Below are 25,735 nucleotides of genomic sequence, written 5' to 3'. Positions count from 1 at the left end.
GGTGCCGGCGCGCGCGGCTCAGAACCGCCCGGCATCCGCCGGATCGCGGCGCATCAGCCGGCGCGCCGCCGCGCGCCACAGGCGGTCCGGCATTCCGTAGAGCCACACGAGCGCCGCGCACCCGGCGATCGCCAGCAGGAACAGCCAGGCCAGCGCCTCGAGGATGGGTCCCGGCGGCGTTCCGGACTCGGTCCGGTCGTACCAGAGCGGGTCCGTGTCCCAGGGCGGATCGTCGTTGTCCACGGCAGAACCCTCCACCGCGGGTCCGAATGCGGCCCGGGGCGCTCGCGCGGCGGTGACCGGTGAATCGGTCCGCGTCACTCCTCTGCCGGCCCGGTCCGCACACGCCTGACCGGGTCCAGCGCGGTCACGCTACAGGCCCCGCCGCGCGCCCTTCGAATACCCATTTCGGACTACGGCCTTCCACCGGCCGCGCTTTTCCACATCCAACTTTCTCCGCAATTTATTGCTTAGTTTGCGGGCTATGGCATTCTGACCGTCTAAAAGACTGCGTGACCTGCCATGAGATCTGCCAAGCGCCTGTGGCGCGAGCGCTGGGCGCTGTGTTCGATGCTGGCCCTGTCGGCCGCCTGCGGGCTGCCGGCGCGGGCGGCGGACATGCGCATCGAGGCCGCCAAGATCACCGGCGGTGATCTCTGGATCATCGGTTACGCCGACGATCCGGGGGTGGAGATCACGCTCGACGGCCAGTTCCCCCACCGGACCGACAGCCGCGGCTATTTCGAGTTTCGCGTCGTCTACCATCCGGCCACCTGCATCGCGACGCTGCGGACGCCGAAACAGACCCGCAGCATCGTGGTCGGCGAGTGCGGCCAGCAGGGGCCGCAGGCGCCCGGGCTCCCCGGCCCGGCCGGCCCGCGCGGCGAGACGGGTCCGCGGGGCGAGGCCGGACCTCCCGGCGAGCGGGGCGCGATGGGACCGCCCGGGCCGCCCGGACCCCAGGGGCCAGCCGGCGCGGAGGGCGTCGCCGGACCGCCGGGCCCGCCGGGCGAGCGCGGACCCATCGGCATGGCCGGCGCACCGGGGCTGATGGGTGCCATGGGCCCGCCCGGCCCGCCCGGGCCGCCCGGCAGCACCCGCGGGCAGCCGACTTCCCCGAGCGCCGCGCCGAAACCGAACCCGTCGGCCGCGCTGGCGGGGCCGGCGCCGAAGCCGCGGCCGCCGGCGCGGGCGCGCCGCGCACCCGAGCCGGAATCCGCGCCGGAGGGACCGCTGGATCTGGAGCCCGACGCCGGTGGCGGCGGGATGGACCGCTACTAGGCGCGGACCGGTGTCGACCGCAGGGCCAGCCGCGGAACGGGCCGCCCTGTGCCCGGCCGGGGGCGACGCGTCGGCTCCCAAGTCTCGCGTGGCTGCACGCCGGCAATAGTCTTTGGAAGAGCGTATTTATGCGACTTAACAACTCAATTCGCTCGCGTGCCGCGCTGTCCGCGCCGGGTGTGTCACCTTAATGCCCCAACGCCGCACATTCCGCCGCCAGACCCGCACCGAGGCGAGCCAAAGCGCCCGGTTTGCGCTAAGCGTGACGGTGGGGCGGGCTTGATCGGAGACGAGCGAAACGCCGTACCTTGGCCGTTTTCGTCTCGGACTTCCGGACCGAAAGAGACCGCAAGGGCTTGTTCATCGTGACACGACGTCCACCAGCGAGTTGCCCGACGTTCCGCCTGGCCGGGATGGTGTCCGGACTCGCGATGCTGGCTGCCATGCCGGCATCGGCCGAGACTCTGGAGAGCGCTCTCGCGAAGGCCTATCAGGGCAATCCGAGCCTGAACGCCAGCCGTGCGGGCGTGCGCGCTATCGACGAGAACGTGGCGATCGCGCAGTCGGGCTACCGGCCGACCGTCAACGTCAACGCCGCGATCGGCGTCCAGTACCTTCAGACGCGCTCGTCCAGCACGGTCGCGTCGGCGGCCACCGGCGGCACGGCCGCGACCACCGCCGGATCGGCCCTCGGGACGACGGGCGGCGGCCTGGGCGGAACGGCGGGCGCCGGGACGACCGGGACCGGAACGACCACGGGGATCGGGACGACGGGGATCGGGACCGCGGGCGGCACCACCGGCATCGGAACCTCAGGTGCCGGGGCGGCGGGATCCGCGACCGGCGGCGAGGGCCTGTCCGGCGGCGCGACCTCCGACATCGCGAGCCAGGTCATCACCTCCCGGCGGACGACGCGCACCACCTACCTGCCGAGCTCCGCCAGCCTGAACGTCACGCAGACGATCTTCAACGGCTTCCAGACCGACAACACGGTCCGGCGCGCGGAGTCGCAGGTCTACAGCCAGCGCGAGAGCCTGCGCTTCACCGAGCTGTCGGTTCTGTACAGCGCCGTCCAGGCGTACATGAACGTGCTCAGCAACACGGCGACGCTGGAGCTGAACCGGAACAACGTCGAGGTTCTGGAAGAGCAGCTCCGCCAGACCCGGGACCGCTTCAACGTCGGCGAGGTGACCCGGACCGACGTCGCCCAGGCCGAGGCCCGACTGGCCGGCGCGCGATCGCAGGTCGCCCAGGCCGAGTCGACTCTCCGCACGAGCATCGGCGTCTACCGGCAGAATATCGGTGTCGAGCCGCGCCAGCTCGCGCCGGGTCGGCCGTTGGACCGGTTCGTGCCGCGCAGCCTCGATCAGGCGATCGCCGTCGGCCTGCGCGAGCACCCGCAGGTCGTCTCGGCCATCCACAACGTCGACGCGAGCGAGGCCCAGGTGAAAGTCCTGGAAGGCCAGCTCGCCCCGCAGCTCAGCCTGCAGGGCTCGCTCAGCCAGCTCTACGACCAGAACGGACCGAACCAGAGCTTCTTCGTCGGCTTCGTCGGCGGACGGCTCTCGATCCCGATCTACGAGGGCGGCCAGACCTACGCGCAGATCCGGCAGGCCAAGGAATCGGTCGGCCAGGCCCGCATCCAGGTCGACCAGATCCGCGATCAGGTCCGCGCCCAGATCGTCGATTTCTGGGGCCGGCTCGAGGCCGCCAAGGCGCAGGTCATCGCCGCCCAGGCCCAGGTCCAGGCCAACGAGGTGGCGCTGAACGGCGTGCGCGAGGAAGCGCGCGTCGGCCAGCGCACGACCCTCGACGTGCTCAACGCGCAGCAGGAACTGCTGAATTCCCGGGTGAACCTCATCGTCGCCCAGCGTGACCGGGTCATCTTCTCCTACGGGGTGGTCCAGGCGATCGGACAGTTGACCGCGCGCTTCACGGCGCTCCCGGTCGAATACTACAGCGCCAAGGTTCACTACGATCAGGTCAAGGATCTCTGGTTCGGCCTGCGCACCCCGGACGGTCGCTGACGGCTTTTCCACGGGGAGTGTGTTGTGGGCGCGCTTGCCGTCACGAAACGGCATGGAATACTGATTGAACATCGATCCATTCGGGTCGCTTTCCAGTCTCCCATGCCCGAGTGCGCCTGCCGATGAGTGCAGCAAGCCCCAAGATCCCGGACTCGAAATTCCAGGACAAGGCTGCCGATAAGGCGCACGAGCCTTCGATGGAAGAGATCCTCGCGTCGATCCGGAGGATCATCGCCGACGATCAGGCCGCCAAGCCGGCCGAGGTCGCGGCGCCCGCTCCGGAGCCCGACGACGTGCTCGACCTCGCGGAGGTCGCCGAGCCGGTGATGCGCCCGCGCGTCGTCGAGCCGGAGCCGGAACCCGAGCCGGCCCCGGATCTGCTCGACTTCGACGCGATCGACTTCGAGGACCCGGTGACCGCCGCGCCCGAACCGGAGCCCGAGCCCGAGCCCGAGCCGGCCCCGGAGCCGCCGCCTCCGCCCCCGCAGCCCGTGCTCCAGGCTGCCCGCTCGCCCGAGCCGGAGCCCGAGGCCCTGGTCTCTCCGGCCACGGATGCCAGCGTCAGCGGCGCGTTCAACCTGCTGGCCCACACCGTGCTGACGCAGAACGCCCGGACCCTGGAGGATCTCGTCAAGGAGATGCTCCGGCCGATGCTGAAATCCTGGCTCGACGACAACCTCCCGGCCGTGGTCGAGCGCCTCGTGCGCGCCGAGATCGAGCGGGTGTCGCGCGGCCGCTGAGCCGGCGGCCTGGGTACGGCGGCCGCGGGCCGCCGTCCGCGTGTTGACGGGAGCGGCGTGACGGTCGAAAGCGGGGCCACCCCCGTTTGGACAAGCGCCGGCCCGTACCCGCGATGATGGACAAGACCTTCGAGCCCACCTCCGTCGAGGCGCGGATCTCCGCCGCCTGGGCCGAGGCGGACGCCTTCCGTGCCGGCCGGCCCGAGCGCGCCGGGGCCCCGCCGTACTGCATCGTGATCCCGCCGCCGAACGTGACGGGCTCGCTGCACATGGGCCACGCCCTCAACAACACGCTGCAGGACATCCTCTGCCGCTTCGAGCGCATGCGCGGCAAGGACGTGCTCTGGCAGCCGGGGACGGACCATGCCGGCATCGCCACCCAGATGGTGGTCGAGCGGCGGATGATGGAGCGCCAGGAGCCCGGCCGGCGCGAGATCGGCCGCGCGGCGTTCGTCGAGAAGGTCTGGGCCTGGAAGGCGGAATCCGGCGGCGCGATCGTCAACCAGCTGAAGCGGCTGGGCGCCTCCTGCGACTGGTCCCGCGAGCGCTTCACCATGGACGAGGGGCTGAGCCGCGCCGTGCTCAAGACCTTCGTCGACCTGCACCGGCAGGGCCTGATCTATCGCGACAAGCGGCTGGTGAACTGGGACCCGAAGTTTCAGACCGCGATCTCGGACCTGGAGGTCCAGCAGGTCGAGACCAGGGGCCATCTCTGGCACTTCGACTACCCGGTGGTGGACGAGGCCGGCGCCGAGACCGGCGCCGTCATCACGGTGGCCACCACCCGCCCCGAGACGATGCTGGGCGACACCGGCATCGCGGTCCATCCCGAGGACGCGCGCTACACCGCGCTCGTCGGCCAGCGCGTGCGCCTGCCGCTGGTCGGGCGGCTGATCCCGATCGTGGCCGACACCTACTCGGATCCCGAGAAGGGCACGGGCGCGGTCAAGATCACGCCCGCCCACGACTTCAACGACTTCGACGTCGGCCGCCGCCACGGGCTCGGCCTGATCAACGTCCTCGACCCCGAGGGCCGGATGCTGCTCGACGGCAACGCCGAGTTCCTCGACGGCGTCGCGCCCGAGCCGGAGGCCCTGGCGCTCCACGGCCTCGACCGGGCGCAGGCCCGCAAGGAGGTCGTCGCGCTGATGGAGGCGCGCGGTCGGCTGCGCGCGATCGAGCCGAACACCCACGCGGTCCCGCACGGCGACCGCTCGGGCGTGGTCATCGAGCCCTACCTGACCGACCAGTGGTACGTGAACGTCAAGCCGCTCGCGGAGCGCGCCCTCCAGGCGGTGCGCGACGGGCAGACCAAGTTCGTGCCGGAGAACTACGAGAAGATCTTCTTCCAGTGGCTCACCAACATCGAGCCGTGGTGCATCTCGCGCCAGCTCTGGTGGGGCCACCAGATCCCGGTCTGGTACGACGACGCCGGCGGCATCTTCGTCGCCGAGAGCGAGGCCGAGGCGCAGGCGGCGGCCGAGGCGCAGCACGGCCGGCCGGTCGCGCTCACCCGCGACGCGGACGTCCTCGACACGTGGTTCTCCTCGGCGCTCTGGCCGTTCTCGACGCTGGGCTGGCCCGACTCGACCCCGGAACTCGCGCGCTTCTACCCGACCAACACCCTGGTGACCGGCAAGGACATCCTGTTCTTCTGGGTCGCCCGGATGATGATGATGGGCCTGCACCTCACCGACCGGGCGCCCTTCGACACGGTCTACCTGCACACCCTGGTGCGGGACGCGTCGGGCGCGAAGATGTCGAAGTCGAAGGGGAACGTCGTCGATCCCCTGGAACTGATCGATCAGGTCGGCGCCGACGTCCTGCGCTTCACCCTCTGCGCCCTGGCCGTCCAGGGCCGCGACATCAAGCTGTCCACCGACCGGGTCCAGGGCTACCGCAACTTCGCGACCAAGCTCTGGAACGCCGCCCGCTTCGCGGAGCTGAACGGCTGCCGCCTCGACCCGGCCTTCGACCCGCGCTCCGCCACCGGCGCGATCAACCGCTGGGCGCTCACTGAGGCGGCCCGCGCGGTCGACGAGGTCGCGGGCGCCCTCGAGGCCTTCCGCTTCAACGACGCGGCGGCGGTGGCCTATCGCTTCGTCTGGAACATCTTCTGCGACTGGTATCTCGAGCTCGCCAAGCCGGTGCTCCAGGGCGAGGGTGTCGATCCGGCGGTCCGGGCCGAGACGCAGGCGAGCGTGGCGTTCCTGATCGATCAGGTCGCCAAGCTGCTGCACCCCTTCATGCCGTTCCTCACGGAGGAGCTGTGGGCGATCAAGGGCGCCGACCTGCCGGAGCGCGGCCTGCTGACCCTGGCCGCCTGGCCGGACCTCGGCGGCCTCGCCGACGCGGCCGCGGAGGCCGAGGTCGGGTTCGTGGTCGATCTCGTCAGCCAGATCCGCTCGGCGCGGTCCGAGACCAATGTCCCGGCCGGCGCGCAGATCCCGCTGGTGATGGTCGGCGCCGCCCCGGAGGTGAGAGCGCGGGTTGAGGCGTGGCGCGACACGCTCCTGCGCCTCGCCCGACTGTCGGAGATCACCTTCGCGGAGACGCCGCCGAGGAACTCGGTCCAGCTCCTGGTGCGCGGCAGCGTCGCCGCGCTGCCCCTTGAAGGCGTGGTCGACCTCGCGGCCGAGGTCGCGCGTCTGAAGAAGGAGCAGGGCAAGGCGCAGGGAGAGATCAAGAAGATCGACGCCAAGCTCGGCAACGCCGACTTCGTGGCCCGGGCGCCCGAGGAGATCATCGAGGAGAATCGGGAGCGCCGCGAGAGCGAGTCGGCGCGGCTGGCGAAGATCGAGGAAGCTCTGGTCCGGCTCAGCGGGGACTGAGCGCCCGTCCGGGAGCGCTCCGACGTGTCAGGCCCGCCCCGGGGGTGACCCGGTCCCGGAGGCTCGCCCGTCAGCGTCGGGTGCCGAGGGTTCCGGTGAACGCCCGCGGCCCGCCCCAACTGGCGGCGAACGCGTCGTTCGGGGTCCAGAAGCCGTCCTACGACGCGCCCCGCAGATGCAGGGAATAGTCCGGTGGAACGTAGCCGCCCGACTGGTTCCAGTAGCCGGGCCGGAAGTTGGCCGCCGATTTCGCAACGCGCTCATCTCCGGGGCGGCGCGTATCGACGCTGTACGTTCTCTCGGAAACGCTGCGCGGCGCGCGACTTGCGATGACGGTCTTCGCGTCGAAGTAATCACGGTAATCCGCGTACGACTCGACCGCCAGCGCGCCGACAGTCGACCCGAATAACATGGCGACCGCCAACAGCACCTTCATTGTCAATTCCTCTGCCTACACATTCAAATCTGGCGGCACCGAGATTGCGCCGGCCCGCCGAACTGAGCGGTATTTAAGATCGACTTCCGGAAACGGCGGTGCCGGACAGCACGAGCCTGGATCCGGCCCAACCCGCGCCGGGTCGTCGGACCTCCGGTCTCGGTCACGCGCCGCGATCGCGCTGGGGCTCCGCGAGCGCTCGGCTACCTGTCCAAACGGTAATTTGATCGCCACGCCCGGGTCAGGCGCCGCGCCTTAGACAGATCCCATCGACGGCCGCGACCGCCGGCGTCGTCCCGATCAGTCCCGAGAGGTTGAGACCCCCCATGACCGAGACCCGTCCCACTGGCCGCACCTCGCGCCGCGCCCTCGCCTCCGTAGCGGCCGCAGCGCTGATTGCCGGCGGTGCCATCGGCAGCGGCTATCTGCCGGCCGCGACCCCGGCCTACGCGCAGGCTCTGCCCAAGTCGCCGATCGAGGCGCCCGAGCACCCGCCGGGCTCGTTCGCCGGCATCGTCAACAAGGTGAAGCCGGGCGTGGTCTCGGTGAAGGTGAAGCTCGACGACTCGGCGAGCAGCGACGACGACGATGGCCCGAGCCAGGGGCGCAACCTCCAGAACGTGCCGCCGCAGTTGCGCGAGTTCTTCAAGCGCTTCGGCCAGAACGGTCCCGGCGGGATGCAGCCCCAGCATCAGGGCCCGCGCGGCGCGGTGGGATCCGGCTTCATCATCTCGGCCGACGGCTACGTGGTCACCAACAACCACGTGGTCGACCACGCCAAGACCGTGCAGGTGACGCTGGACGACGGGCGCACTCTCGACGCCAAGGTCATCGGCAAGGATTCCAAGACGGACGTCGCCCTGCTGAAGATCACCGAGGGCTCGAACTTCCCGTACGTCCAGTTCGGCAAGGCCGCGCCGCAGGTCGGCGACTGGGTGGTGGCGATCGGTAACCCGTTCGGCCTCGGCGGAACCGTGACCGCCGGCATTGTCTCGGCCCGCGGCCGCGACATCGGCGCCGGCCCCTACGACGACTTCCTGCAGATCGACGCGCCCATCAACAAGGGCAACTCGGGCGGCCCGACCTTCAACGTCAACGGCGAGGTGGTCGGCATGAACACCGCCATCGCGTCCCCGTCGGGCGGCAGCGTCGGCCTCGCCTTCGCGATCCCCGCCGAGACCGTTCAGGCGGTGGTCGACCAGCTCCGGACCGACGGCAAGGTCGCCCGCGGCTACCTGGGCGTCCAGATCCAGCCCGTGACGCAGGACATCGCCGAGGGCCTGGGCCTCGACAAGGCCAAGGGCGCCCTGGTCGACCACGCCGAGAACGGTACCCCGGCGGCCAAGGCCGGCCTGAAGGCGGGCGACGTGATCGAGAAGGTCAACGGCGACACGGTGGACAGCGCCCGCGAACTGTCGCGCAAGATCGCCGGCCTGAAGCCGGGCGCCAAGGTCGAATTGAGCTACCTGCGCGGCGGCAAGACCGACACCGCCACGGTGACGCTGGGCACGATGCCGACCGACGGCACCAAGATGGCGAGCCGTGACGACGACTCGGGCAACGGCCAGCCGCGGCTCGGCCTGCAGCTCGCCCCGGCCGGCGATGTCGGCCTGTCGGATCAGGGCGTCGCGGTGGTCCAGGTCGATCCCGACGGCCCGGCGGCCGCCAAGGGTATCGAGGCGGGCGACGTGATCCTCGACGTCGGCGGCCAGAGCGTGGCCCGTCCGTCGGACGTGGCGACGCAGATCCGGGCGGCCGAGTCGAGCGGACGCAAGGCCGTGCTGATGCGGGTGAAGAGCGGCAAGGGCCAGACCCGGTTCGTGGCGGTCTCGCTCAACAAGAAGGCCGGCTGAGGCCGGTTTCTCCCGGCGCGGGGTCCGCCCCGCGCCGTCTCGTGGTGACCTCCGACTCGCGCTGGCCGAACAGGCCGGCGCTTTTTCGTGGCCCCTTCACCGCGACTGAGCGTCTGGGCGCCTCAGCGCCCTGGGACCGGTATGCCCAGTCCAGGCCCGAGCCGCGTCCGGCACCGTCCCAGCGCCGCGAAGGCGGCGTTCGAGTCCCGGGCGAGGCGCATCAGGTCTCCCAGGCGTGCCCGGCCGCGCGCGAAGGCGAAGAACACCGCGGCGATGTCGGGCTCGCCGTCCGGCGTGAGGGCCGAGGCCGCGAAGGCCGGCAGGGCCTGGTCGGCCGGGTCGCAGACCACCCGCACGGCCGCGAAGGGCAGGCCGTGCCGGCCCGCGAAGGACGCGGCCACGTGCGATTCCATGTCGACGGCCGCGGCGCCGGTGGTGGTCCGCAGGTCCGTCTTGCCGTCGACCGCGAGCACCGCCGTGTCGACGCCAGCCAGATCCGCCGGGATCACCCGCGGCCCGACGCCGGACAGGAGGTTGAGCAGCGTGGCCGACAGGTCGAGATCGGCGGCGCGCCGCCCCTCCTCGCTCACCACGCCGGTGCCCACCACGACGTCTCCGGGCCGGAGCGAGGGATCAAGGCCGCCCGCGATGCCGAAGCTGATCACAGCGCGGCAGCCGGGCTGGCCGCGGGCCTCCAGGAGCTGGCGGAGACGGTGAGGGTTGCCGCCGGCTCCCACGGCCTCGACCCCCTCCCCCGCCGCCATGCGGCGCTCGCGGGCGAGGCCGGTGACGGCCAGGACGGGTGCGGCGGGATCGATCATGGCGCGCTCGTGGACGAGTCCGGCGAGGTCCGCAAGAAGGCGCGAGCGCCGAGGCGGGGTCCGGGCCGGATCCGGCGCGGGGGGCGGTTCGTCCGGTCCCGCGGGATCGCTGTCTGAGGAGGCCACGTGTCTCGTACCGGGGCTCGCGGATCGGCTGTCGGGACGGTCGAGCGCGCCGCGATCCGGCGGAGCGGGGCCGGCCCGCCGGGCCGGCCCCAGGACGTCGGCGGACGTCACATGCCGAACTGGACGCGCCGGCTGTTGCCACGCTTGAGGTTGCGGAAGCGCGCCATCGCCCAGAGCGGGAAGAACTTCGGGTAACCATGGTACCGCAGGTAGAAGACCCGCGGGAAGCCCGTGGCGGTGTAGCGCTCCTCTCTCCAGAACCCGTCCGCGCCCTGCGTGCGGGTCAGGAAGTTGATGCCCCGGGTCACGGCCGGGTCGTCGACCGCGCCGGCCGCCATCAGGGCGAGGAGCGCCCAGGCGGTCTGCGAGGCGGTGGACGAGCCGGGCTCGAAGGCCGGGTCGATTTTGTACGAGGAGGCGTCCTCGCCCCAGCCGCCATCCGGGTTCTGGATCCGGATCAGCCAGGACACGGCCTTCTGGATGCGCGGATCGGCGGAGTCGACCCCGGCGGCGTTGAGGGCGCAGAGCACCGACCACGTGCCGTAGATGAAGTTCATGCCCCAGCGGCCGTACCACGAGCCGTCCTCCTCCTGATCATTCAGGAGGTAGTTCACGCCGCGGTCGAGGGCGCGGGAGGTCTCCCGGGTCTCGCCGAGCTGGGACAGCATCCCGACCACGCGCGCGGTCACGTCCGCGGTCGGCGGGTCGAGCAGCGCGCCGTGATCCGAGAACGGGATGTGGTTGAGGTACATGTGGTTGTTATCGGCGTCGAACGCCGCCCAGCCACCGTCCTCGGATTGCAGCCCCTCGACCCATTCCCGGGCGCGGGCGATCGAGGCCTTGTAGTCCGGCATGCCGGCGACGAGGCCGTGCTGGTGCATGGCCCGGTCCATCGCCATCACCACCACGGCGGTGTCGTCGAGGTCGGGATAGTGCGCGTTGGCGTACTGGAACGCCCAGCCGCCCGGCCGGACCTTCGGCTTGCGCGCCGCCCAGTCGCCGACGATGTCGAGCACCTGCCGAGGCTTCAGCCAGTCCAGACCGGCGCGGGCCTGGGCCTCGGCTTCGGGGCCGCCGGCCTCGAGCAGCGCGTGGCTCGCGAGCGCCGTGTCCCAGACCGGCGAGACGCAGGGCTGGACGTAGGCCTCGTCGGCCTTCTCGACGACGAGCTTCTCGATGGCGTCGCAGGCGACGCGGACCTGCGGGTGATCGGGCCGGTAGCCCATCACCTCGTACATCAGCACCGAGTTGACCATGGCGGGGAAGATGGCGCCCAGGCCGTCCTCGCCGTTGAGGCGCTCGCTCACCCAGGCGCGCGCCATCTCCATGGCGCGCTGCCGGCTCTTGCGCGGCAGGTGGTTCTCGACCCGCTGCAGCACCCGGTCGATGAAGCCGAAGATCGGCGTCCAGGGCCACGTGGCGTGGGGCGAGCCCGGCCAGGAGCGGACGCTCTCCGGCGGGGTGACGAACAGCTCCTGCACGCTGATGCCGCGGGGATTGCGCGCCCGGGGCTTGGTCGCCTGGAGCACGAACAGCGGCACCACGGTGGTGCGGGCCCAGTAGCTGATCTTGTCGAGGTGGAACGGGAACCACTTCGGCAGGAACATCACCTCGACGGGCATCACCGGCACGGCGCGCCACGGCACCTCGCCGTAGAGGGCCAGCATGAAGCGGGTGAACACGTTGGCGTTGGCCGCGCCGCCGCGGGACAGGATGCCCTCGCGCGCCCGGCGCATGTGCGGCGCCTCGATGTCGTCGCCGATCATCTTGAGGGCGAAATACGCCTTGACCGTGCAGCTCATGTCGAACGGCCCCTCGTGGACGAGGGCCCATCCGCCGTGCCGCCCCTGGGTGCGGCGGAGGTAGTTGCCGATCTTGGCCTCGAGGTCCCCGGGGACCCGCGTGCCGCGGAAATGGTGGAACAGGATGTACTCGGACGGGATCGTGGCATCCGCCTCGAGCTCGAAGCAGATGTGCCCGTCGTCGTGCGCCAGGGCGGTCAGCGCGCGCGTCGCCTGCGCCACGCCGCGCTCGACGTCCTCGAGCGAGATCCCTTGAGTCTTCGAGCGCTGCAGCGCCTCGACTTTGCTAACGGCCTCTCTCATAGTCCTCGCCTCGAACGACCGCCTCGCGGCGGACGCCATGCCTCAAGCTGCGCCGCGCACCTGGGTTCCAGCACGCGCGGCAGATCCCGCACGCAAGGAACGTGCGGCCGTCTGACCAGAGCGGATCGCTCCCTCGATCGTCGACGGCAGGCCGGTGGCGGTCCAATCGCCTGCCAGGACGAGATTGTCGTAGGCGGTTTCGGCCTTCGGGCGCCGCGCGGCTTCCGCCGGCGTCGCCGCGAAGGTCGCACGCTTCTCCTTTACGATCTGCCAGCTGGGCAGGTCGGGTGCAAGGTTGCACAACTGTGCGATCTCGGCCCAGATCTGCCGCGCGAGGTCTTCGCGGGGCACGTCGAGGAGCCGGTCGGCACCGCTGATCGTGACCGAATACCGGTCGGGATAGGCGAAAAGCCACTCCGTGAGGCTGTTGACCACGCCGAGGACGAGCGGGCTGCCGGGCTTCGGCACCAGCGCGAAATGCGCGTTCACGATGGAGCGGAATTCCACCGGTGCGAGGAGACCGGGCAACACCTCCCGGGCGACCCACGGCGGCAGCGCCAGCACGACGCCGTCCTCCGGACCGAGGGTCTCGGCACCGTCCGAGAACACGAGCTGCCCGACGCGGCCGTCCGCGAGGTCGAGGCCGCGCAGGCGCCGGCCGAGGCGGATCTCGCAGCCGCGGCTCGTGAGGTAGCGGATCGCCGGATCCACGAAGGCGTAGGACAGCCCTTCGACGGCCACGAGCGGGCGGCAGGCCTTGCCGCCCGCCCCCAGGGTCTCGCGCAGGATCCGCGCCGCCAGCCCGACGTCGCTGTCGCGGGGCTCGGTGTTGAGGGCCGCGAGCAGCACCGGGTGCCAGAGGCGCCGGTAGAGCGTGCCCTCGCAGGCCATGTGGGCGCCGATCGTGCCGCCCGCGCCCTCCGCCTTGCCGGAGGCCGCGCGCAGGATCCCGAGGGGCGCGAGGTAGTCCCGCGCCCGGGTGCCGGGGACGCGGCGGGCCGGGCTCATGACCCACCAGGGCAGCCGCCCGGCGTTGGGCCGCAGCCGCCAGCGCTCGCCGGTCTTCAGGTCGGCGAAGTCGAACTCCGCCACGTCCGGCCCCACCAGGGCGTCGGCCGGCGCGCCGATCGTCCGGAGGAACCCGAGGGAATCGGCGTTGCCGGACAGGAGCAGGTGGTTGCCGTTGTCGATGGTCAGGCCGAGGGCCGGGTCGTAGTACGAGCGGCAGCGGCCGCCGGCCTGCTTGGCGGCCTCGTGCAGGACCACCCGGGCTCCGGATTCGGCGAGCGCGACGGAAGCGGCGAGGCCGGCGAGGCCGGCGCCGACGACGTGGACGGTGCCCATCAGATCAGGCCGTGCCGGACGACGACGCCCAGCAGCGCGAGCTTGCCGGGCTTCACCCGGGCGCGGGGCATCGCCCAGCCGCGCGCGAGGACCGCCTTGAGGTAGAGGTGATAGGCGGCGGCCATCAGCCGGGCGGCCTTGGTCGCCTTGCGGGGGCTGCGCCGGATGATCTCCCAGGTCGCCTGGTAATGGTCCTCGGCCTCGCGGGCGAGGGAGATGCAGACCTCGCCGATGCGGGGATGGCCGATCGCCTCGGCCGGCGTCGGGTCGGTGAGGCCGATCGCCCGGAGCTTCTCGCGCGGCAGGTAGAGGCGGCCGCGCTCGGCATCCTCGTCGATGTCGCGCAGGATGTTGGTGAGCTGGAGCGCGCGGCCCTGGTGCCACGCCAGCCGGATGCCGTCCGCCTCCGGCATGCCGAAGATCCGCACCGACAGCCGGCCGACCGCGCTGGCGACCCGGTCGCAGTAGAGGTCGAGGGTTTCGGCGTCGGGGGCGACGATGTCCTCGACGGCGTCCATCGCCATGCCGTCGATGACCGCCTGGAAATCCTCGCGCTTCAGGCCGAATCGGCGCACGGGCTCCACGAGGTCGCGCACCCGCGGGGCCGGGCGGCCGGCGTAGAGCGCGTCGATATCGGCCCGCCAGCGGTCGAGCTCGACCTGCCGGACGGCCCGGGTGCCACCGTCGTCGGCGACGTCGTCGACGGCGCGGCAGAAGGCGTAGACGGCGTACATCGCCTCCCGCCGCTCCTTCGGCAGCAGGCGCATCGCCGTGTAGAAGGAGGAGCCGGCGGCGGGCAGCGCCGGGGCGGCGCTCGCGTGGTCCTGGACGGGCGTGGCGGTGGCGGTCACGAGCGGATTCCCTGAGCCGCGGCCCGGACGGTCCGGCCGCGGAAGGGCCGGCGCGCCAGGGTGGCGGCGACGCCGCCCAGCGCCGTCAGCGCGAAGGCGGCCTTGCCGTGATGGACTTTCTCCGAGAGCGGGTCACGCTCCAGCAGGCCCCGGCTCAGCACGACGGCGAGCCGGTGGATGGCGGCGATCTCCAGCGACAGGCGCAGGTCGTCGATCAGGTCCGGCAGGACCGCGCCCTCGTCGAGGAGGTCGAGGCAGCGCTGCGCCAGCTCGCGGATCGCGGCCCGGAGCTGCGGCGGCGCCTCGGCCTCGCCGAGCATCGCCACGGTGGCACCGTGGCGGTCGAGGCAATCCTGCGGGAGGTAGACCCGGTCGAGCGCCGCGAAGTCCTTGCCGCAATCCTGGAGGTGGTTGATCACCTGGAGCGCCGCGCAGATGGCGTCGGACGCCCGGTAGACCCGGGCCGGGTCTTCGCCGTGCACGTCGAGGACGTAGCGGCCCACCGGCATTGCCGAGTAGCGGCAGTAGTGGATCAGCTCGTCCCAGTCCGCGTAGCGGTTCTTGCGCGCGTCCATGCGGAACGCGTCGAGGAGTTCCAGGGCGTGCCGGGGCGGCAGGCCGCGGGCCGCGAGCTCGCGCTTCAGCGGCTCGGCCTCGGGATCGGACGGCCCGGCGCCGGTGAGCGCATCGGCGAGGCGATCGAGCAGCTCGATCTTGCGCTCGGGCGACAGGGCGGCGTGATCGGCCACGTCGTCGCCGGCGCGGACGAAGTTGTAGAACGCCAGGATCGCGCCCCGGTGGCGGGGATGGATCAGGTGCGAGGCGACGGGGAAGTTCTCGTCGCGGTGCCCCTTGCCGGAGCGCGTCGCGGTGGCGGAATCGAGGGTGCTCATGCGAGGTAGCCCGCCTCCCGGAACCACGTGATCGCGTCCGACAGGCCCTCGCGGTACGGCCGGGCCGTGTAGCCGAGTTCGGCGCGCGCCTTCCTGTCCGAGAAGAACATCCGGTAGCGCGACATGCGGATCCCGTCGATCGTCGCGAAGGGCTGCCTGCCGGTGACCCGCGCGGCGAGCTGCGCGAAGAACGCCACCGGGTAGACGGCGGCCCGGGGCAGATTCACGGTCGGCGGCTTGCGCCCGACCATGCCGGCGATGTCGGCGAGCATCTGCGAGAGGAACACGTCCTCGCCGCCGAGGATGTAGCGCTCGCCGATGCGGCCCTTGCGCAGCGCCAGGAGGTGCCCCTGGGCCACGTCGTCCACGTGGGCGAGGTTGAGCCCGGTATCGACGAAGGCCGGCATCTTGCCGAGCGCCGCCTCCTGGATGATCCGGCCGGTCGGCGTCGGCTTGACGTCGCGGGGACCGATCGGCGTCGACGGGTTGACGATCACCGCTCGCAGGCCGTCCCGGGCGACCATCTCCTCGACCACCCGCTCGGCCACGACCTTGCTGCGCTTGTAGGCGCCGATCGCGGTCTCGGGCGTCAGCGGCATGGTCTCGTCGGAGGGCGTGACGCCGTCGGCCGGCGGTTTGATCGTCGCGACGCTCGACGTGTAGACGACACGCTCCACGCCGGCCTCGAGCGCCGCGCGCATCATCAGGCGCGTGCCGTCGCGGTTGGTGCGGACGATCTCCTCCATGTCCGGCGCCCAGAGCCGGTAGTCGGCCGCGGCGTGGATCAGGTAGCGCTGGCCGCGCATCGCCGCCGCCACGGCGGCCGGGTCGCGCATGTCGCCCTCGGCGATCTCCACGTCGGTCCAGGTGAGGTTGCGGCGGGGGCTCGACGCGCGCACGAGGATGCGCACCGGGAAGCCGGCCCGGCGGAACACGTCGACCAGGGCTGAGCCGAGGAAGCCGCTCGCGCCGGTGATCAGCACGGGACCGACCTCGGACGGGCCGGAAGCTGGGGCCTCTGCCATCGCGGATCTGGAGGATTACCGAAAACCAGTGCGGCCGGGGATCCCCAGCCGCGCCGCGCTTGTGTCATCGAACCGCCCGAGCGGCAAGCTTGAGCGGTGCCGGACAGGGTCGCGCCGCGGCGCGGCACGCGCCCGTGGGCGTGTTACGCACAACAGGCGGGGCCGTCCCGGCAGGGCCCGGTACGGGACGCGCGGCCCGATCCCCGCGGCCGCGGGGAGTTCGGGCCCGCGACCCACGCCGCGACCCACGCCGCGACCTTGCCAGGTCGCGAAAAACCGACTATGCGCCGCCCCTCGCGTTCGCTCCGGCCGGGGGCTGAACGGACGGTGCCGCTCGCGGCACAGGGCTCTCCCAGATCCCGTCGTCCGGTGTCTCCGCCTTCGATCAACCGCTCGGGCCTGAAAATCGGCTCGAAGGGCTTGGCGCCGAGCGTAGCGCGAGATGAACCGGCCCGAATCAGCCGCCTTCCGGCGGCCGGGCTCCTTTTGACGATGAAAGGCCCGACAATGCCTCTCTACGAGCATGTGCTCTTGGCCCGCCAGGACGTGACGTCCCAGCAGGTCGAGACGATGATCGACACCTACAAGGGTGTGATCGAGCAGAACGGTGGCCGTCTCGAGAAGATCGAGATGTGGGGCGTGAAGTCCCTCGCCTACCGGATCAAGAAGAACCGCAAGGCGCACTTCGCCCTCCTCAACATCGACGCCCCGCCGGCCGCCATCGCCGAGATGGAGCGCCAGATGCAGATCTCCGAGGACGTGCTGCGCTTCATGACCATCCGGGTCGAGGAGCTCGATTCCGAGCCGTCCGCCATGATGCAGAAGCGCGACCGCGACGACCGCAAGGATCGCGAGCGCGGCCGTCGTCGCGATGACGAGGGCTTCGGCGGTGGCGGCTTCGGCGGCGACCGTGGTGACCGCGGCGATCGCGGTGACCGCGGCGAGCGCAGCTTCGGCGGGGAGGGCTAACCCATGGCATTCGGTGCTGGTGCGGGCGGCGGACGCCGTCCCTTCTTCCGTCGTCGCAAGACCTGCCCGTTCTCCGGCGCGAACGCGCCGAAGATCGACTACAAGGACGTCAAGCTCCTGTCCCGCTACGTGTCCGAGCGCGGCAAGATCGTGCCGTCGCGGATCACCGCGGTCTCGGCCAAGAAGCAGCGCGAGCTCGCCCAGGCGATCAAGCGCGCCCGCTTCCTCGGCCTGCTGCCCTACGTGATCAAGTAGGCCATCAGAACCCGCCGGCCCGGCATCTGCCCGGGCCGGCCCTCCCAGAGGGCGGCTCGCGCCGCCCGATCGTTGGGGCGCGTAGCCGCCTCTAACCCTGCCGTACCGGCAGCGGGACAGCGGAATTCATGGCACAGCACATCGGCATCGGTATCGGCGCGGGCCTCGTCTCCGCACTCCTGTTCGGGGTGCTGCTGAAGGCGACGCCGCTCGCGATCCTGCTCTACCTCGTGGCGCCGCTGCCGATCCTGATCGTCGGCCTGGGCTGGAGCCACAAGGCCGCGCTCGCCGCGGCCGCCGCCGGCAGCCTCGCGCTGGTCCTGGTGATCGCGCCCTTCCTGGGACTGGCCTTCGCGGCCTACATCGCCCTGCCCGCCTGGTGGCTCGCCTACCTCGCGCTCCTCGGGCGCGAGACGCCCGCCGGCCTCGAATGGTACCCGACCGGCCGCCTGCTCGGCTGGATCGCCGCCACGGCCGCCCTCGCCTTCATCGCCATCGCGGTCCTGTCGTCGCCGAACCACGCCGCCTTCGACGCGCAGCTGCGCGGGCTCGCCCAGACCCTGGTCCAGACGCGGCTGCCCTCCGCCCGCCCGTCCCCCGAGACCCCGCGCGCAGACGCCCCGCGCGCCGACGCGCCCTCGACCGGCGGCGAGGCGGCCGGCAAGGACGGGGCGGCGACACCCGGTCCGGCCCCGCAGGCCGAGGCCGACCCGGCGGACGTCACGCGGGCCGAGGTGGCGGACGCCCTCGCCCGCGTCGTGCCCGCCTTCGCGGCGAACGGCCTCGCCCTGCTGCTGGCCTTCTACCTCTGGGCGTCGGCCCGGATCGTGAAGATCTCCGGCCGCCTGCCGCGGCCCTGGCCCGACATCCCCGCCACCGCCATGCCGCGCAGCACGCTCGTGGCGGTCGCGGCGGCCGTCGCGATGTGCTTCGCGCCCGGCTATGTCGGCGTGTTCGGGGTCGCGCTGCTCGGCGCGTTCAGCGCCGCCTTCGCCCTCCAGGGACTCGCCGCCTTCCACGACCGCTCCCGCGGCCGGCCGGGGCGCGGGCTCATGCTGTTCGGCATGTACCTGATCCTGTTCGTGACCCAGGGCATCGCCCTGGTCGCCCTGACCCTGTTCGGCCTCGCCGACACAGCCCTCGACCGCCGACGCCCCAAGGGCGATCCGGCGCCGTGAGACCCCGGCCCGCGTGGCCGAACACCTGAAGGAGAAAGACCATGGAAGTGATCCTGCTCGAGCGCGTGGCCAAGCTGGGCCAGATGGGCGAGACCGTGAATGTCCGTCCGGGCTTCGCCCGCAACTTCCTGCTCGCCCGCGGCAAGGCCCTGCGCGCGACGGAAGCCAACAAGAAGCACTTCGAGGCCCAGCGCGCCCAGCTCGAGGCCCGCAACCTCGACCGCAAGAAGGACGCCGAGGTCGTCGCCGAGAAGCTGAACGGCCAGAGCTTCGTCCTCATCCGTCAGTCCGGCGAGACCGGCGTGCTCTACGGCTCGGTCTCGACCCGCGACCTCGCCGAGGTCGTCGCGAAGGAGGGCTTCACGGTCGATCGCGGTCAGTTCACCCTGAACCAGCCGATCAAGACGCTGGGCCTGCACACGGTCCCGGTGGTGCTGCACCCCGAGGTCGAGGTGGAGATCACCGTCAACGTCGCCCGCAGCCCCGAGGAGGCCGAGCGTCAGGCCCGCGGCGAGTCGGTGACCGAGCGCGAGGCGTTCAACCTCGACGACCTCGGCCTCGAGGTCGGTCAGGCGCTGGCCGATGCCGGCGAGGGCGCCGACGACCGCGGCTGATTCCCGTTTGCAGGCTTGACCGGCCGGCCAACCGGCCGGTCAAGCCTGCGGCGGCGTGGCCGGGCCGCGAGGCCGACCCCGCCGTGTATACCGGTGAACACTGGGGATGATGGTCCCCGAGACTTGACACGTTCCAGTTTTGTTCCAGCATGGACGCCCGCCCCTCGCGAGAGTCGGCGGGCGTCCGCTTTTCCGCGCCCCGGCCCGGGAGAACCGGCCGTCGGCTAGGCTTCGGTAACCATACCGGCGCCAAGGTCGTGCGGTGTGATCCTGGCGCGCCCGCCGCGGCGCCTGATACGGAGTCGTCCGCCGATGGCCTTGCCCAATGCGCTCACGGCCAAGCTCGAAGCGGTCCAGGCCGAGTACCGCGTCGCCCCGCACAACATCGACGCGGAGCAGGCGCTGCTGGGCGCGATCCTGGTGAACAACGACGCCTATTACCGGGTGTCGGACTTCCTGCTGGCCGAGCACTTCATGGAGGATGCCCACCAGCAGATCTTCACGGTGGCGGCCTCCCTGATCAAGGCCGGCAAGCTCGCCACGCCCATCACCATGAAGACCTATCTGGGCGACGCCGATTTCGGCGGCCAGACGGTGATGCAGTACCTCGCGCGCCTCGCCGCCGACGCGACGACGGTGATCAACGCCGGCGAGTACGGCCGCACGATCTACGACCTCGCCATCCGCCGCCGGCTGATCACCATCGGCGAGGATCTGGTGAACGGCGCCTACGAGGCGCCGGTGGAGCAGGCGCCCCGGGACCAGATCGAGGAGACCGAGCGCCGGCTCTACGAGCTGGCCGAGGCCGGACGCTACGACGGCGGCTTCCAGAAATTCTCGGACGCGCTGACCGCCGCGGTCGACATGGCGGCCAAGGCCTACCAGCGCGACGGCAAGCTCTCGGGCATCGCGACGGGACTGTCCGACCTCGACGCCAAGATGGGCGGCCTGCAGCCCTCCGATCTGATCATCCTCGCGGGCCGCCCGGCCATGGGCAAGACCTCGCTGGTGACCAACATCGCCTTCAACATCGCCAAGGCCTACCGCGGCGAGAAGCAGCCGGACGGCACGACCCGGACCGTGAACGGCGGCATCGTGGGCTTCTTCTCGCTGGAAATGTCGGCCGAGCAGCTCGCGACCCGCATCATCGCCGAGCAGTCGGGCGTGCCCTCCTACAAGATCCGCCGCGGCGACATCCGTCCGGAAGATTTCTACAAGATCACCGACGCCGCCCGGGACATGCAGACGATCCCGTTCTACATCGACCAGAGCGGCGGCATCTCGATCGCCCAGCTCGCCGCCCGAGCCCGGCGCCTGAAGCGCCAGAAGGGCCTCGACCTGCTGATCGTCGACTACCTCCAGCTCCTCTCGGGCTCGGGCAAGCGCAGCGACAACCGCGTGCAGGAGATGACCGAGATCACGACGGGCATGAAGGCGCTCGCCAAGGAGCTGGCGGTGCCGATCATCGGCCTGTCGCAGCTCTCCCGTCAGGTGGAGAACCGCGACGACAAGCGCCCGCAGCTCGCCGACCTGCGCGAATCGGGCTCGATCGAGCAGGACGCCGACGTCGTCATGTTCGTGTTCCGCGAGGAGTACTACGTCGGGAACAAGAAGCCCCGCGAAGGGACCGAGGAGTTCTTCGCCTGGGAAGCCGAGATGCAGCGCGTCCACGGCAAGGCCGAGGTGATCCTCGGCAAGCAGCGTCACGGCCCCACCGGCACCGTGGAGCTGCAGTTCGACGCGAACATCACCCGGTTCTCGAACCTCGCGCAGACGGACCGGATCCCCGAGCAGATGTGAGCGTCGCGTCGTCATCGCGAGCGCGGCGAGGCGAGCCGGGCCGGCGCGCGATCGCCGAGTGTGGCGCCGGCCGGGTTGCTTCGCCGCGCTCGCAAGGACGGTGAGGAGCTTTGCTGACCAGGACTTGTAGCGATGTCCCGGCCGTTCTGGCCTTCGTCGGGAGCCGCGAACCATCGCCAAGCCCGGCCGTTGTGGGAGGGTGTGTCCCGCCGCGGCAGGAGCGACGATGAGCGAGCCGACCTCTCCGAAGATGCCGTACTGGCACGTCTACACCGATGCGGAGGGTGTGAGCCGCCAGGAGCTGTTCCACCTCGAGCGGTTCAAGTTCGAGGGGATCAACCCCGAGACCGCGCCGCAGTGGAACGACAAGATGGACCCGGCGCCGTCGGTCGTGACCTTCACGGTCCTGCCGGTCGGGTGGGTCGGCGAATGGCACGAGAATCCGCGGCCGCAATGGATCGCCGTCCTGTCGGGCCGCTGGTTCGTCGAGACGATGGACGGCCACCGGGTCGAGATGGGCCCGGGCGAGCTGATGATGGGCGAGGACCAGAACACGAAGGCGCGCGACGGCCGGAAGGGCCACCTGTCCGGGACGGTGGGTGACGAGCCCTGCACGATGATCGTGACCGGGCTGCAGGTCGAGCCGACCGTCAATCAGCCCGGCCGCTTCAAGTAGGGGCGGCTCCATGGACGGCTTCGAACTCACGCAGCCGCGCTTCAAGGCCTACATCCTGCCGAACGCGCCGCTGCAGAAGCTCGCGGACGGGTTCCGCTGGACCGAGGGCCCGGTCTGGTTCGGCGACCGCGACGAGCTCCTGTTCTCGGATCTCCCCAACAACCGGGTGATGCGCTGGTCGGAATCCGCCGGCCTGAGCGTCTACCGCGAGGCCAGCGATTTCGAGAACGGCCACGCCCGCGACCGCCAGGGGCGGATGCTGTCCTGCTCGCACCGCGGCCGGCGCATCCATCGGACCGAGCTCGACGGGCGGGTCACGGGCCTGGTCGAGCATTACCGGGGGCGACGCCTGAACTCGCCCAACGACATCGTCTGCAAGTCGGACGGGACGATCTGGTTCTCGGACCCGCCCTACGGCATCCAGACCGACTACGAGGGCGGCAAGCAGGAATCCGAGCTGCCCGCCGCCGTCTACCGCTTCGATCCGCGCGACGGCTCGCTGCGGGTGGTGGCCGACGACTTCCAGGGGCCGAACGGGCTCTGCTTCTCGCCCGACGAGCGCAGGCTCTACATCGTCGAGACAGGGCTGCAGTTCGACACCGATCCGCTCCAGCACGTGCGCGTCTTCGACGTGGCCGAGGACGGCGGCCTGTCGGGCGGCGCGGTCCTCTTCAAGATCGCGCCCGGCAACGCCGACGGCATCCGGTGCGACGAGCACGGCAACATCTGGTCGAGCGCTGGGGACGGGGTCCACTGCATCGACCCCGGCGGCGAGCTGGTCGGCAAGATTTTCGTGCCCGCGACGGTCGCCAACCTCACCTTCGGCGGACGCAACGACAGCCGCCTGTTCCTGTGCGCCTCGCAGGCGCTCTACGCGATCTACGTGAACGTGCGGGGAGCACCGCTCCTGTGAGCGGCACCGCTCCCGAGGGCGGCGTGCGGGCCCTCGCGGGGTTCGGCCGCACGGTCGCGGACCTCGCCGTCACGGAGGCCTTCTACCGGGACGGGCTCGGCTTCGCGCGGGCCGCCCCGCCGGAGCCGGTTCCCGCCGCGCAGGCGGAGGCGATGGGGCTCGCGGACCGGCGCGCCACCCAGCTGCGCATGCGCCTCGGCGGGCAGACCGTGACCTTCCTGGCGGTCGATCCGCCCGGCGCGCCCTACCCAACCGATCCCGCGGCGACCGACCCGTTCTTCCAGCACCTCGCGATCCCGGTCCGCGACATGGAAGCCGCGGCCGCGCGGCTGGCACGGCTCGCCCCGACGCCGATCAGCCGCGGCGGGCCGCAGCGCCTGCCGGCCTCCACGGGGGGCGTGACCGCCTACAAGTTCCGCGACCCGGACGGGCATCCCCTGGAGCTGATCTTCTTCCCCGACGGCCCCGCGGCCGCCCGCTGGCGCGACGCGCCGGGCCTGTTCCTGGGGATCGATCACTCGGCGATCACCGTCACCGACCTCGACGCCACCCTGGCCTTCCTGACCGGACCCCTCGGGCTGGCGGTGACGGAGCGCGGCCTGAACCGCGGGCCGGAGCAGGCGCGCCTCGACGGCGTCGACGATCCGCAGGTCGACGTGATCGCCCTGGCGCCGCCGGACCCCGCGCCGCACGTGGAGCTCCTGCATTACCGCACGCCCGCGACCGAGCGGCGGCTCGTCGTCGAGCCCGCCGACCGGGCCGCCACCCGCTACGTGTTCACCGCAGCGGATCCGCGGGCCCTGTCGCGGCGCCTGCGCGAGAGCGGGCGAACGCCGCGGACCTCCGCCGACGGCACGGCGGCCTACTGCGCCGGCCCGGACGGACACGGCTTCTTGTTCGTGCGCGGCTGAGGCCTCCGTTCCGGGAGCGTGCGCCCGGGCTTGACGCGTCGCCCCTCCGGCGTCCAATCCGGCCGCCCCGGAGGTGAGTTAGATGCCGCTCCTCGCCCTGCCCTTTCCGGCCATCGATCCGGTGGCGATCGCGATCGGGCCGATCACGATCAAATGGTACGCGCTCGCCTACATCGCCGGCCTGATCGGCGGCTGGTATTACGCGCGCCGCCTCGTCATGGCCGACAGCCTCTGGGGCGTGGTTAAGCGCCCGCAGGTCGTCGACATCGACGATCTCGTCGTCTGGGTGGCGCTCGGCGTCGTGCTCGGCGGGCGGATCGGCTACGTGCTGTTCTACAATCTGCCGATGTACATCGCCGATCCGTGGGAGATCCTGGCGATCCGCAACGGCGGCATGTCGTTCCACGGCGGCTTCATCGGGGCCATCCTGGCCTTCGTGCTGTTCGCCCGCGGCAAGGGTCTGAACGCCTACACGCTCCTCGATATCGGCGCCGTGGTGGTGCCGATCGGCCTGTTCTTCGGCCGGATCGCCAATTTCGTGAACGGCGAGCTCTGGGGCCGCGTGGCGCCGGACTTCCCCTACGCGATCGTGTTCCCGAGCGGCGGCCCGCTGCCGCGCCACCCGAGCCAGCTCTACGAGGCCGCCACCGAGGGCCTGCTGCTGTTCATCGTGATGGCGGTCAGCGTCCGCCGGTTCGGCTTCCGCAAGCCCGGGCTCCTCGGCGGCATCTTCGTCCTCGGCTACGCGCTGGCCCGGACCGTCTGCGAGTTCTTCCGCGAGCCGGATCGCCAGCTCGGCTTCCTGTTCGGCGACCATCTCGGTCCGATGGGCGGCGGCGTGACCATGGGCATGCTGCTGTGCGTGCCGATGATGATCGTCGGCCTGACCTACATCGTGCTGGCCGCGACCGGCCGGACACGGCCCCGCCATCCGGTGGAAGCGCCGGCCGCCGAGGCCGCCCGCAAGGCGGCCGTCGAGGCGTGACCCCCCTCGGAACCGAGATCGCGGGGCTGATCCGGCAGAACGGGCCGATCGGCGTCGACCGCTACATGGCCCTCTGCCTCGGCCACCCGGTCCACGGCTACTACCGCACCCGCGATCCCCTGGGCGCCCAGGGCGACTTCACCACCGCGCCCGAGATCAGCCAGATGTTCGGCGAACTGCTCGGTGCCTGGACAGCCTACGTCCGCGGCCCGATCGGGTCACCGGATCCGCTCCTCCTGGTGGAGCTGGGGCCCGGCCGCGGCACGCTGATGGCGGACGCACTGCGCGCGTTGCGGGCAGCGCTCCCGAGGGTGCGCGTGGCACCGCACCTCGTCGAGACGAGCCCGGTGCTGCGGGCCGCGCAGGCGCGCGCCCTCGCCGGGACCGGTGCCGCGTGGCACGACAGCGTCGAGACGCTGCCCGAGGGGCCGGCGATCATCCTGGCCAACGAGTTCTTCGACTGCCTGCCGGTGCGCCAGTTCGAGCGCCGGCCGTCGGGCTGGCACGAGCGGCAGATCGGTCTCGATCCGGCGGGCGGCCTCGCTTTCGGCATGTCGCCGGAGCCGGTCCCGGGCCTCGCGGCGGACGGCCCGGACGGCGCGCTGATGAGCGTGCCGGCGGCCGGGCTCGCGCTGATCCGCGCGCTGGCGCGGCGGCTGTGTTCCGAAGGCGGCGCCCTGCTGGCCATCGATTACGGCCATGTGCGTCCGGGCTTCGGCGACACCCTCCAGGCGCTGGCGGGACATCGCTTCGCCGACCCGCTGGCGGAGCCCGGCGAGGCGGACCTGACGCATCACGTCGATTTCGCCGCCCTCGCCCAGGCGGCGCGGGCCGAGGGCGCCGCGATCCACGGCCCCGTCAATCAGGGCGACTTCCTGGCCGCCCTCGGACTCGGGGCCCGTGCCGAGCGTCTGAAGGCACGGGCGAGCCCCGCGCAGGCCACAGCGATCGACGCTGCGGCCGCGCGCCTGACCGATCCGGCCCGGGGCGGGATGGGAAGCCTGTTCAAGGTGCTGGCGGTGAGCGGCCCGTCCGTCGGGCCGCTCCCGGGATTTCCGGGGCTCTGAGCCGCCGGGACGCTGCGCGGCCCCGTACGGGCCG

The 25,735-nt window shown here is 71.6% G+C and carries 23 protein-coding genes; 15 read left to right on the top strand and 8 right to left on the bottom strand.

Annotated features, from left to right (window positions below):
- Positions 1-18: 18 nt before the first annotated feature.
- Positions 19-243, bottom strand: a complete 225-nt coding sequence (locus ACLBYG_RS06680; protein WP_447680948.1) for a hypothetical protein — start codon at positions 241-243, stop codon at positions 19-21.
- A gap of 279 nt (positions 244-522) precedes the next feature.
- Here ACLBYG_RS06680 and ACLBYG_RS06675 point away from each other — a divergent pair, with 279 nt between their 5' ends.
- The 4 genes from ACLBYG_RS06675 to ACLBYG_RS06660 all read left to right on the top strand — a co-directional run bounded on the left by ACLBYG_RS06675 (position 523) and on the right by ACLBYG_RS06660 (position 6,879).
- The gene (locus tag ACLBYG_RS06675) at positions 523-1,281 is read left to right on the top strand and encodes a collagen-like protein (RefSeq protein ID WP_447680947.1); all 759 of its coding nucleotides are present in this window, start codon (positions 523-525) and stop codon (positions 1,279-1,281) included.
- A gap of 413 nt (positions 1,282-1,694) precedes the next feature.
- Entirely contained in the window at positions 1,695-3,308 is a 1,614-nt protein-coding gene (locus ACLBYG_RS06670; protein WP_091679122.1) for a TolC family outer membrane protein, read from the top strand.
- Positions 3,309-3,505: 197 nt separating this feature from the next.
- The gene (locus ACLBYG_RS06665) at positions 3,506-4,048 is read left to right on the top strand and encodes a PopZ family protein (RefSeq protein WP_447680946.1); all 543 of its coding nucleotides are present in this window, start codon (positions 3,506-3,508) and stop codon (positions 4,046-4,048) included.
- A 113-nt stretch (positions 4,049-4,161) separates the two neighbouring features.
- On the top strand, positions 4,162-6,879 hold the full coding sequence (locus tag ACLBYG_RS06660; protein ID WP_447680945.1) for a valine--tRNA ligase: 2,718 nt from the start codon (positions 4,162-4,164) through the stop codon (positions 6,877-6,879).
- A gap of 157 nt (positions 6,880-7,036) precedes the next feature.
- Here the strand turns inward: ACLBYG_RS06660 and ACLBYG_RS06655 are convergent, their stop codons facing one another.
- Entirely contained in the window at positions 7,037-7,315 is a 279-nt protein-coding gene (locus ACLBYG_RS06655) for a hypothetical protein (protein WP_447680944.1), read from the bottom strand.
- A 326-nt stretch (positions 7,316-7,641) separates the two neighbouring features.
- On the opposite strand from ACLBYG_RS06655, the gene ACLBYG_RS06650 reads away from it, so the two are divergent.
- Positions 7,642-9,168, top strand: coding sequence for a Do family serine endopeptidase (locus ACLBYG_RS06650; protein ID WP_020090625.1), 1,527 nt, complete (start codon positions 7,642-7,644; stop codon positions 9,166-9,168).
- 122 nt (positions 9,169-9,290) lie between these two features.
- Here the strand turns inward: ACLBYG_RS06650 and ACLBYG_RS06645 are convergent, their stop codons facing one another.
- The 6 genes from ACLBYG_RS06645 to hpnA form a co-directional block, all read right to left on the bottom strand.
- Complete coding sequence (locus ACLBYG_RS06645) at positions 9,291-9,989, bottom strand: phosphorylase (protein WP_447680943.1); 699 nt, start codon at positions 9,987-9,989, stop codon at positions 9,291-9,293.
- 233 nt (positions 9,990-10,222) lie between these two features.
- Positions 10,223-12,220 (bottom strand): squalene--hopene cyclase, encoded by a 1,998-nt coding sequence (shc, locus tag ACLBYG_RS06640; protein ID WP_447680942.1) that lies wholly within the window; start codon positions 12,218-12,220, stop codon positions 10,223-10,225.
- Positions 12,221-12,262: 42 nt separating this feature from the next.
- The gene (hpnE, locus tag ACLBYG_RS06635; RefSeq protein ID WP_091679133.1) at positions 12,263-13,564 is read right to left on the bottom strand and encodes a hydroxysqualene dehydroxylase HpnE; all 1,302 of its coding nucleotides are present in this window, start codon (positions 13,562-13,564) and stop codon (positions 12,263-12,265) included.
- Entirely contained in the window at positions 13,564-14,415 is an 852-nt protein-coding gene (gene hpnD / locus ACLBYG_RS06630) for a presqualene diphosphate synthase HpnD (RefSeq protein ID WP_447680941.1), read from the bottom strand. The genes hpnE and hpnD overlap by 1 nt, the downstream gene beginning before the upstream one ends.
- Complete coding sequence (gene hpnC, locus ACLBYG_RS06625; RefSeq protein WP_056531744.1) at positions 14,412-15,308, bottom strand: squalene synthase HpnC; 897 nt, start codon at positions 15,306-15,308, stop codon at positions 14,412-14,414. The genes hpnD and hpnC overlap by 4 nt, the downstream gene beginning before the upstream one ends.
- Entirely contained in the window at positions 15,305-16,333 is a 1,029-nt protein-coding gene (gene hpnA / locus ACLBYG_RS06620) for a hopanoid-associated sugar epimerase (protein ID WP_026604540.1), read from the bottom strand. Before hpnA ends, hpnC begins: the two co-directional genes overlap by 4 nt.
- A gap of 507 nt (positions 16,334-16,840) precedes the next feature.
- Here hpnA and rpsF point away from each other — a divergent pair.
- The 10 genes from rpsF to ACLBYG_RS06570 all read left to right on the top strand — a co-directional run bounded on the left by rpsF (position 16,841) and on the right by ACLBYG_RS06570 (position 25,701).
- Complete coding sequence (rpsF, locus tag ACLBYG_RS06615) at positions 16,841-17,302, top strand: 30S ribosomal protein S6 (protein ID WP_020090632.1); 462 nt, start codon at positions 16,841-16,843, stop codon at positions 17,300-17,302.
- A gap of 3 nt (positions 17,303-17,305) precedes the next feature.
- Entirely contained in the window at positions 17,306-17,557 is a 252-nt protein-coding gene (gene rpsR / locus ACLBYG_RS06610; RefSeq protein WP_007561044.1) for a 30S ribosomal protein S18, read from the top strand.
- A gap of 128 nt (positions 17,558-17,685) precedes the next feature.
- Positions 17,686-18,735, top strand: a complete 1,050-nt coding sequence (locus tag ACLBYG_RS06605; RefSeq protein WP_447680940.1) for a hypothetical protein — start codon at positions 17,686-17,688, stop codon at positions 18,733-18,735.
- Between the two features lie 41 nt (positions 18,736-18,776).
- Positions 18,777-19,349: a 50S ribosomal protein L9 gene (gene rplI / locus ACLBYG_RS06600; protein ID WP_020090634.1), complete on the top strand. Its 573-nt coding sequence runs from the start codon at positions 18,777-18,779 to the stop codon at positions 19,347-19,349.
- Between the two features lie 312 nt (positions 19,350-19,661).
- Positions 19,662-21,149 carry a replicative DNA helicase gene (locus tag ACLBYG_RS06595; RefSeq protein ID WP_020090635.1) on the top strand — a complete coding sequence of 496 codons (1,488 nt, stop codon included), beginning with the start codon at positions 19,662-19,664 and terminating at the stop codon, positions 21,147-21,149.
- A 226-nt stretch (positions 21,150-21,375) separates the two neighbouring features.
- A complete protein-coding gene (locus ACLBYG_RS06590) occupies positions 21,376-21,825 on the top strand; it encodes a cupin domain-containing protein (RefSeq protein ID WP_447680939.1) in 450 nt (149 codons plus the stop codon).
- Positions 21,826-21,835: 10 nt separating this feature from the next.
- Entirely contained in the window at positions 21,836-22,738 is a 903-nt protein-coding gene (locus ACLBYG_RS06585; protein ID WP_447680938.1) for an SMP-30/gluconolactonase/LRE family protein, read from the top strand.
- Positions 22,735-23,649, top strand: a complete 915-nt coding sequence (locus ACLBYG_RS06580; RefSeq protein ID WP_447680937.1) for a VOC family protein — start codon at positions 22,735-22,737, stop codon at positions 23,647-23,649. Before ACLBYG_RS06585 ends, ACLBYG_RS06580 begins: the two co-directional genes overlap by 4 nt.
- An 82-nt stretch (positions 23,650-23,731) precedes the next feature.
- Complete coding sequence (gene lgt / locus ACLBYG_RS06575; protein WP_056531735.1) at positions 23,732-24,634, top strand: prolipoprotein diacylglyceryl transferase; 903 nt, start codon at positions 23,732-23,734, stop codon at positions 24,632-24,634.
- On the top strand, positions 24,631-25,701 hold the full coding sequence (locus ACLBYG_RS06570; protein ID WP_447680936.1) for a class I SAM-dependent methyltransferase: 1,071 nt from the start codon (positions 24,631-24,633) through the stop codon (positions 25,699-25,701). The genes lgt and ACLBYG_RS06570 overlap by 4 nt, the downstream gene beginning before the upstream one ends.
- Positions 25,702-25,735 lie beyond the last annotated feature (34 nt).

The organism is Methylobacterium sp. D53M (genome assembly GCF_053345625.1).
The sequence above is the reverse complement of the archived record's forward strand: the minus strand, read 5'-3'. Positions and strand labels throughout refer to the sequence as shown.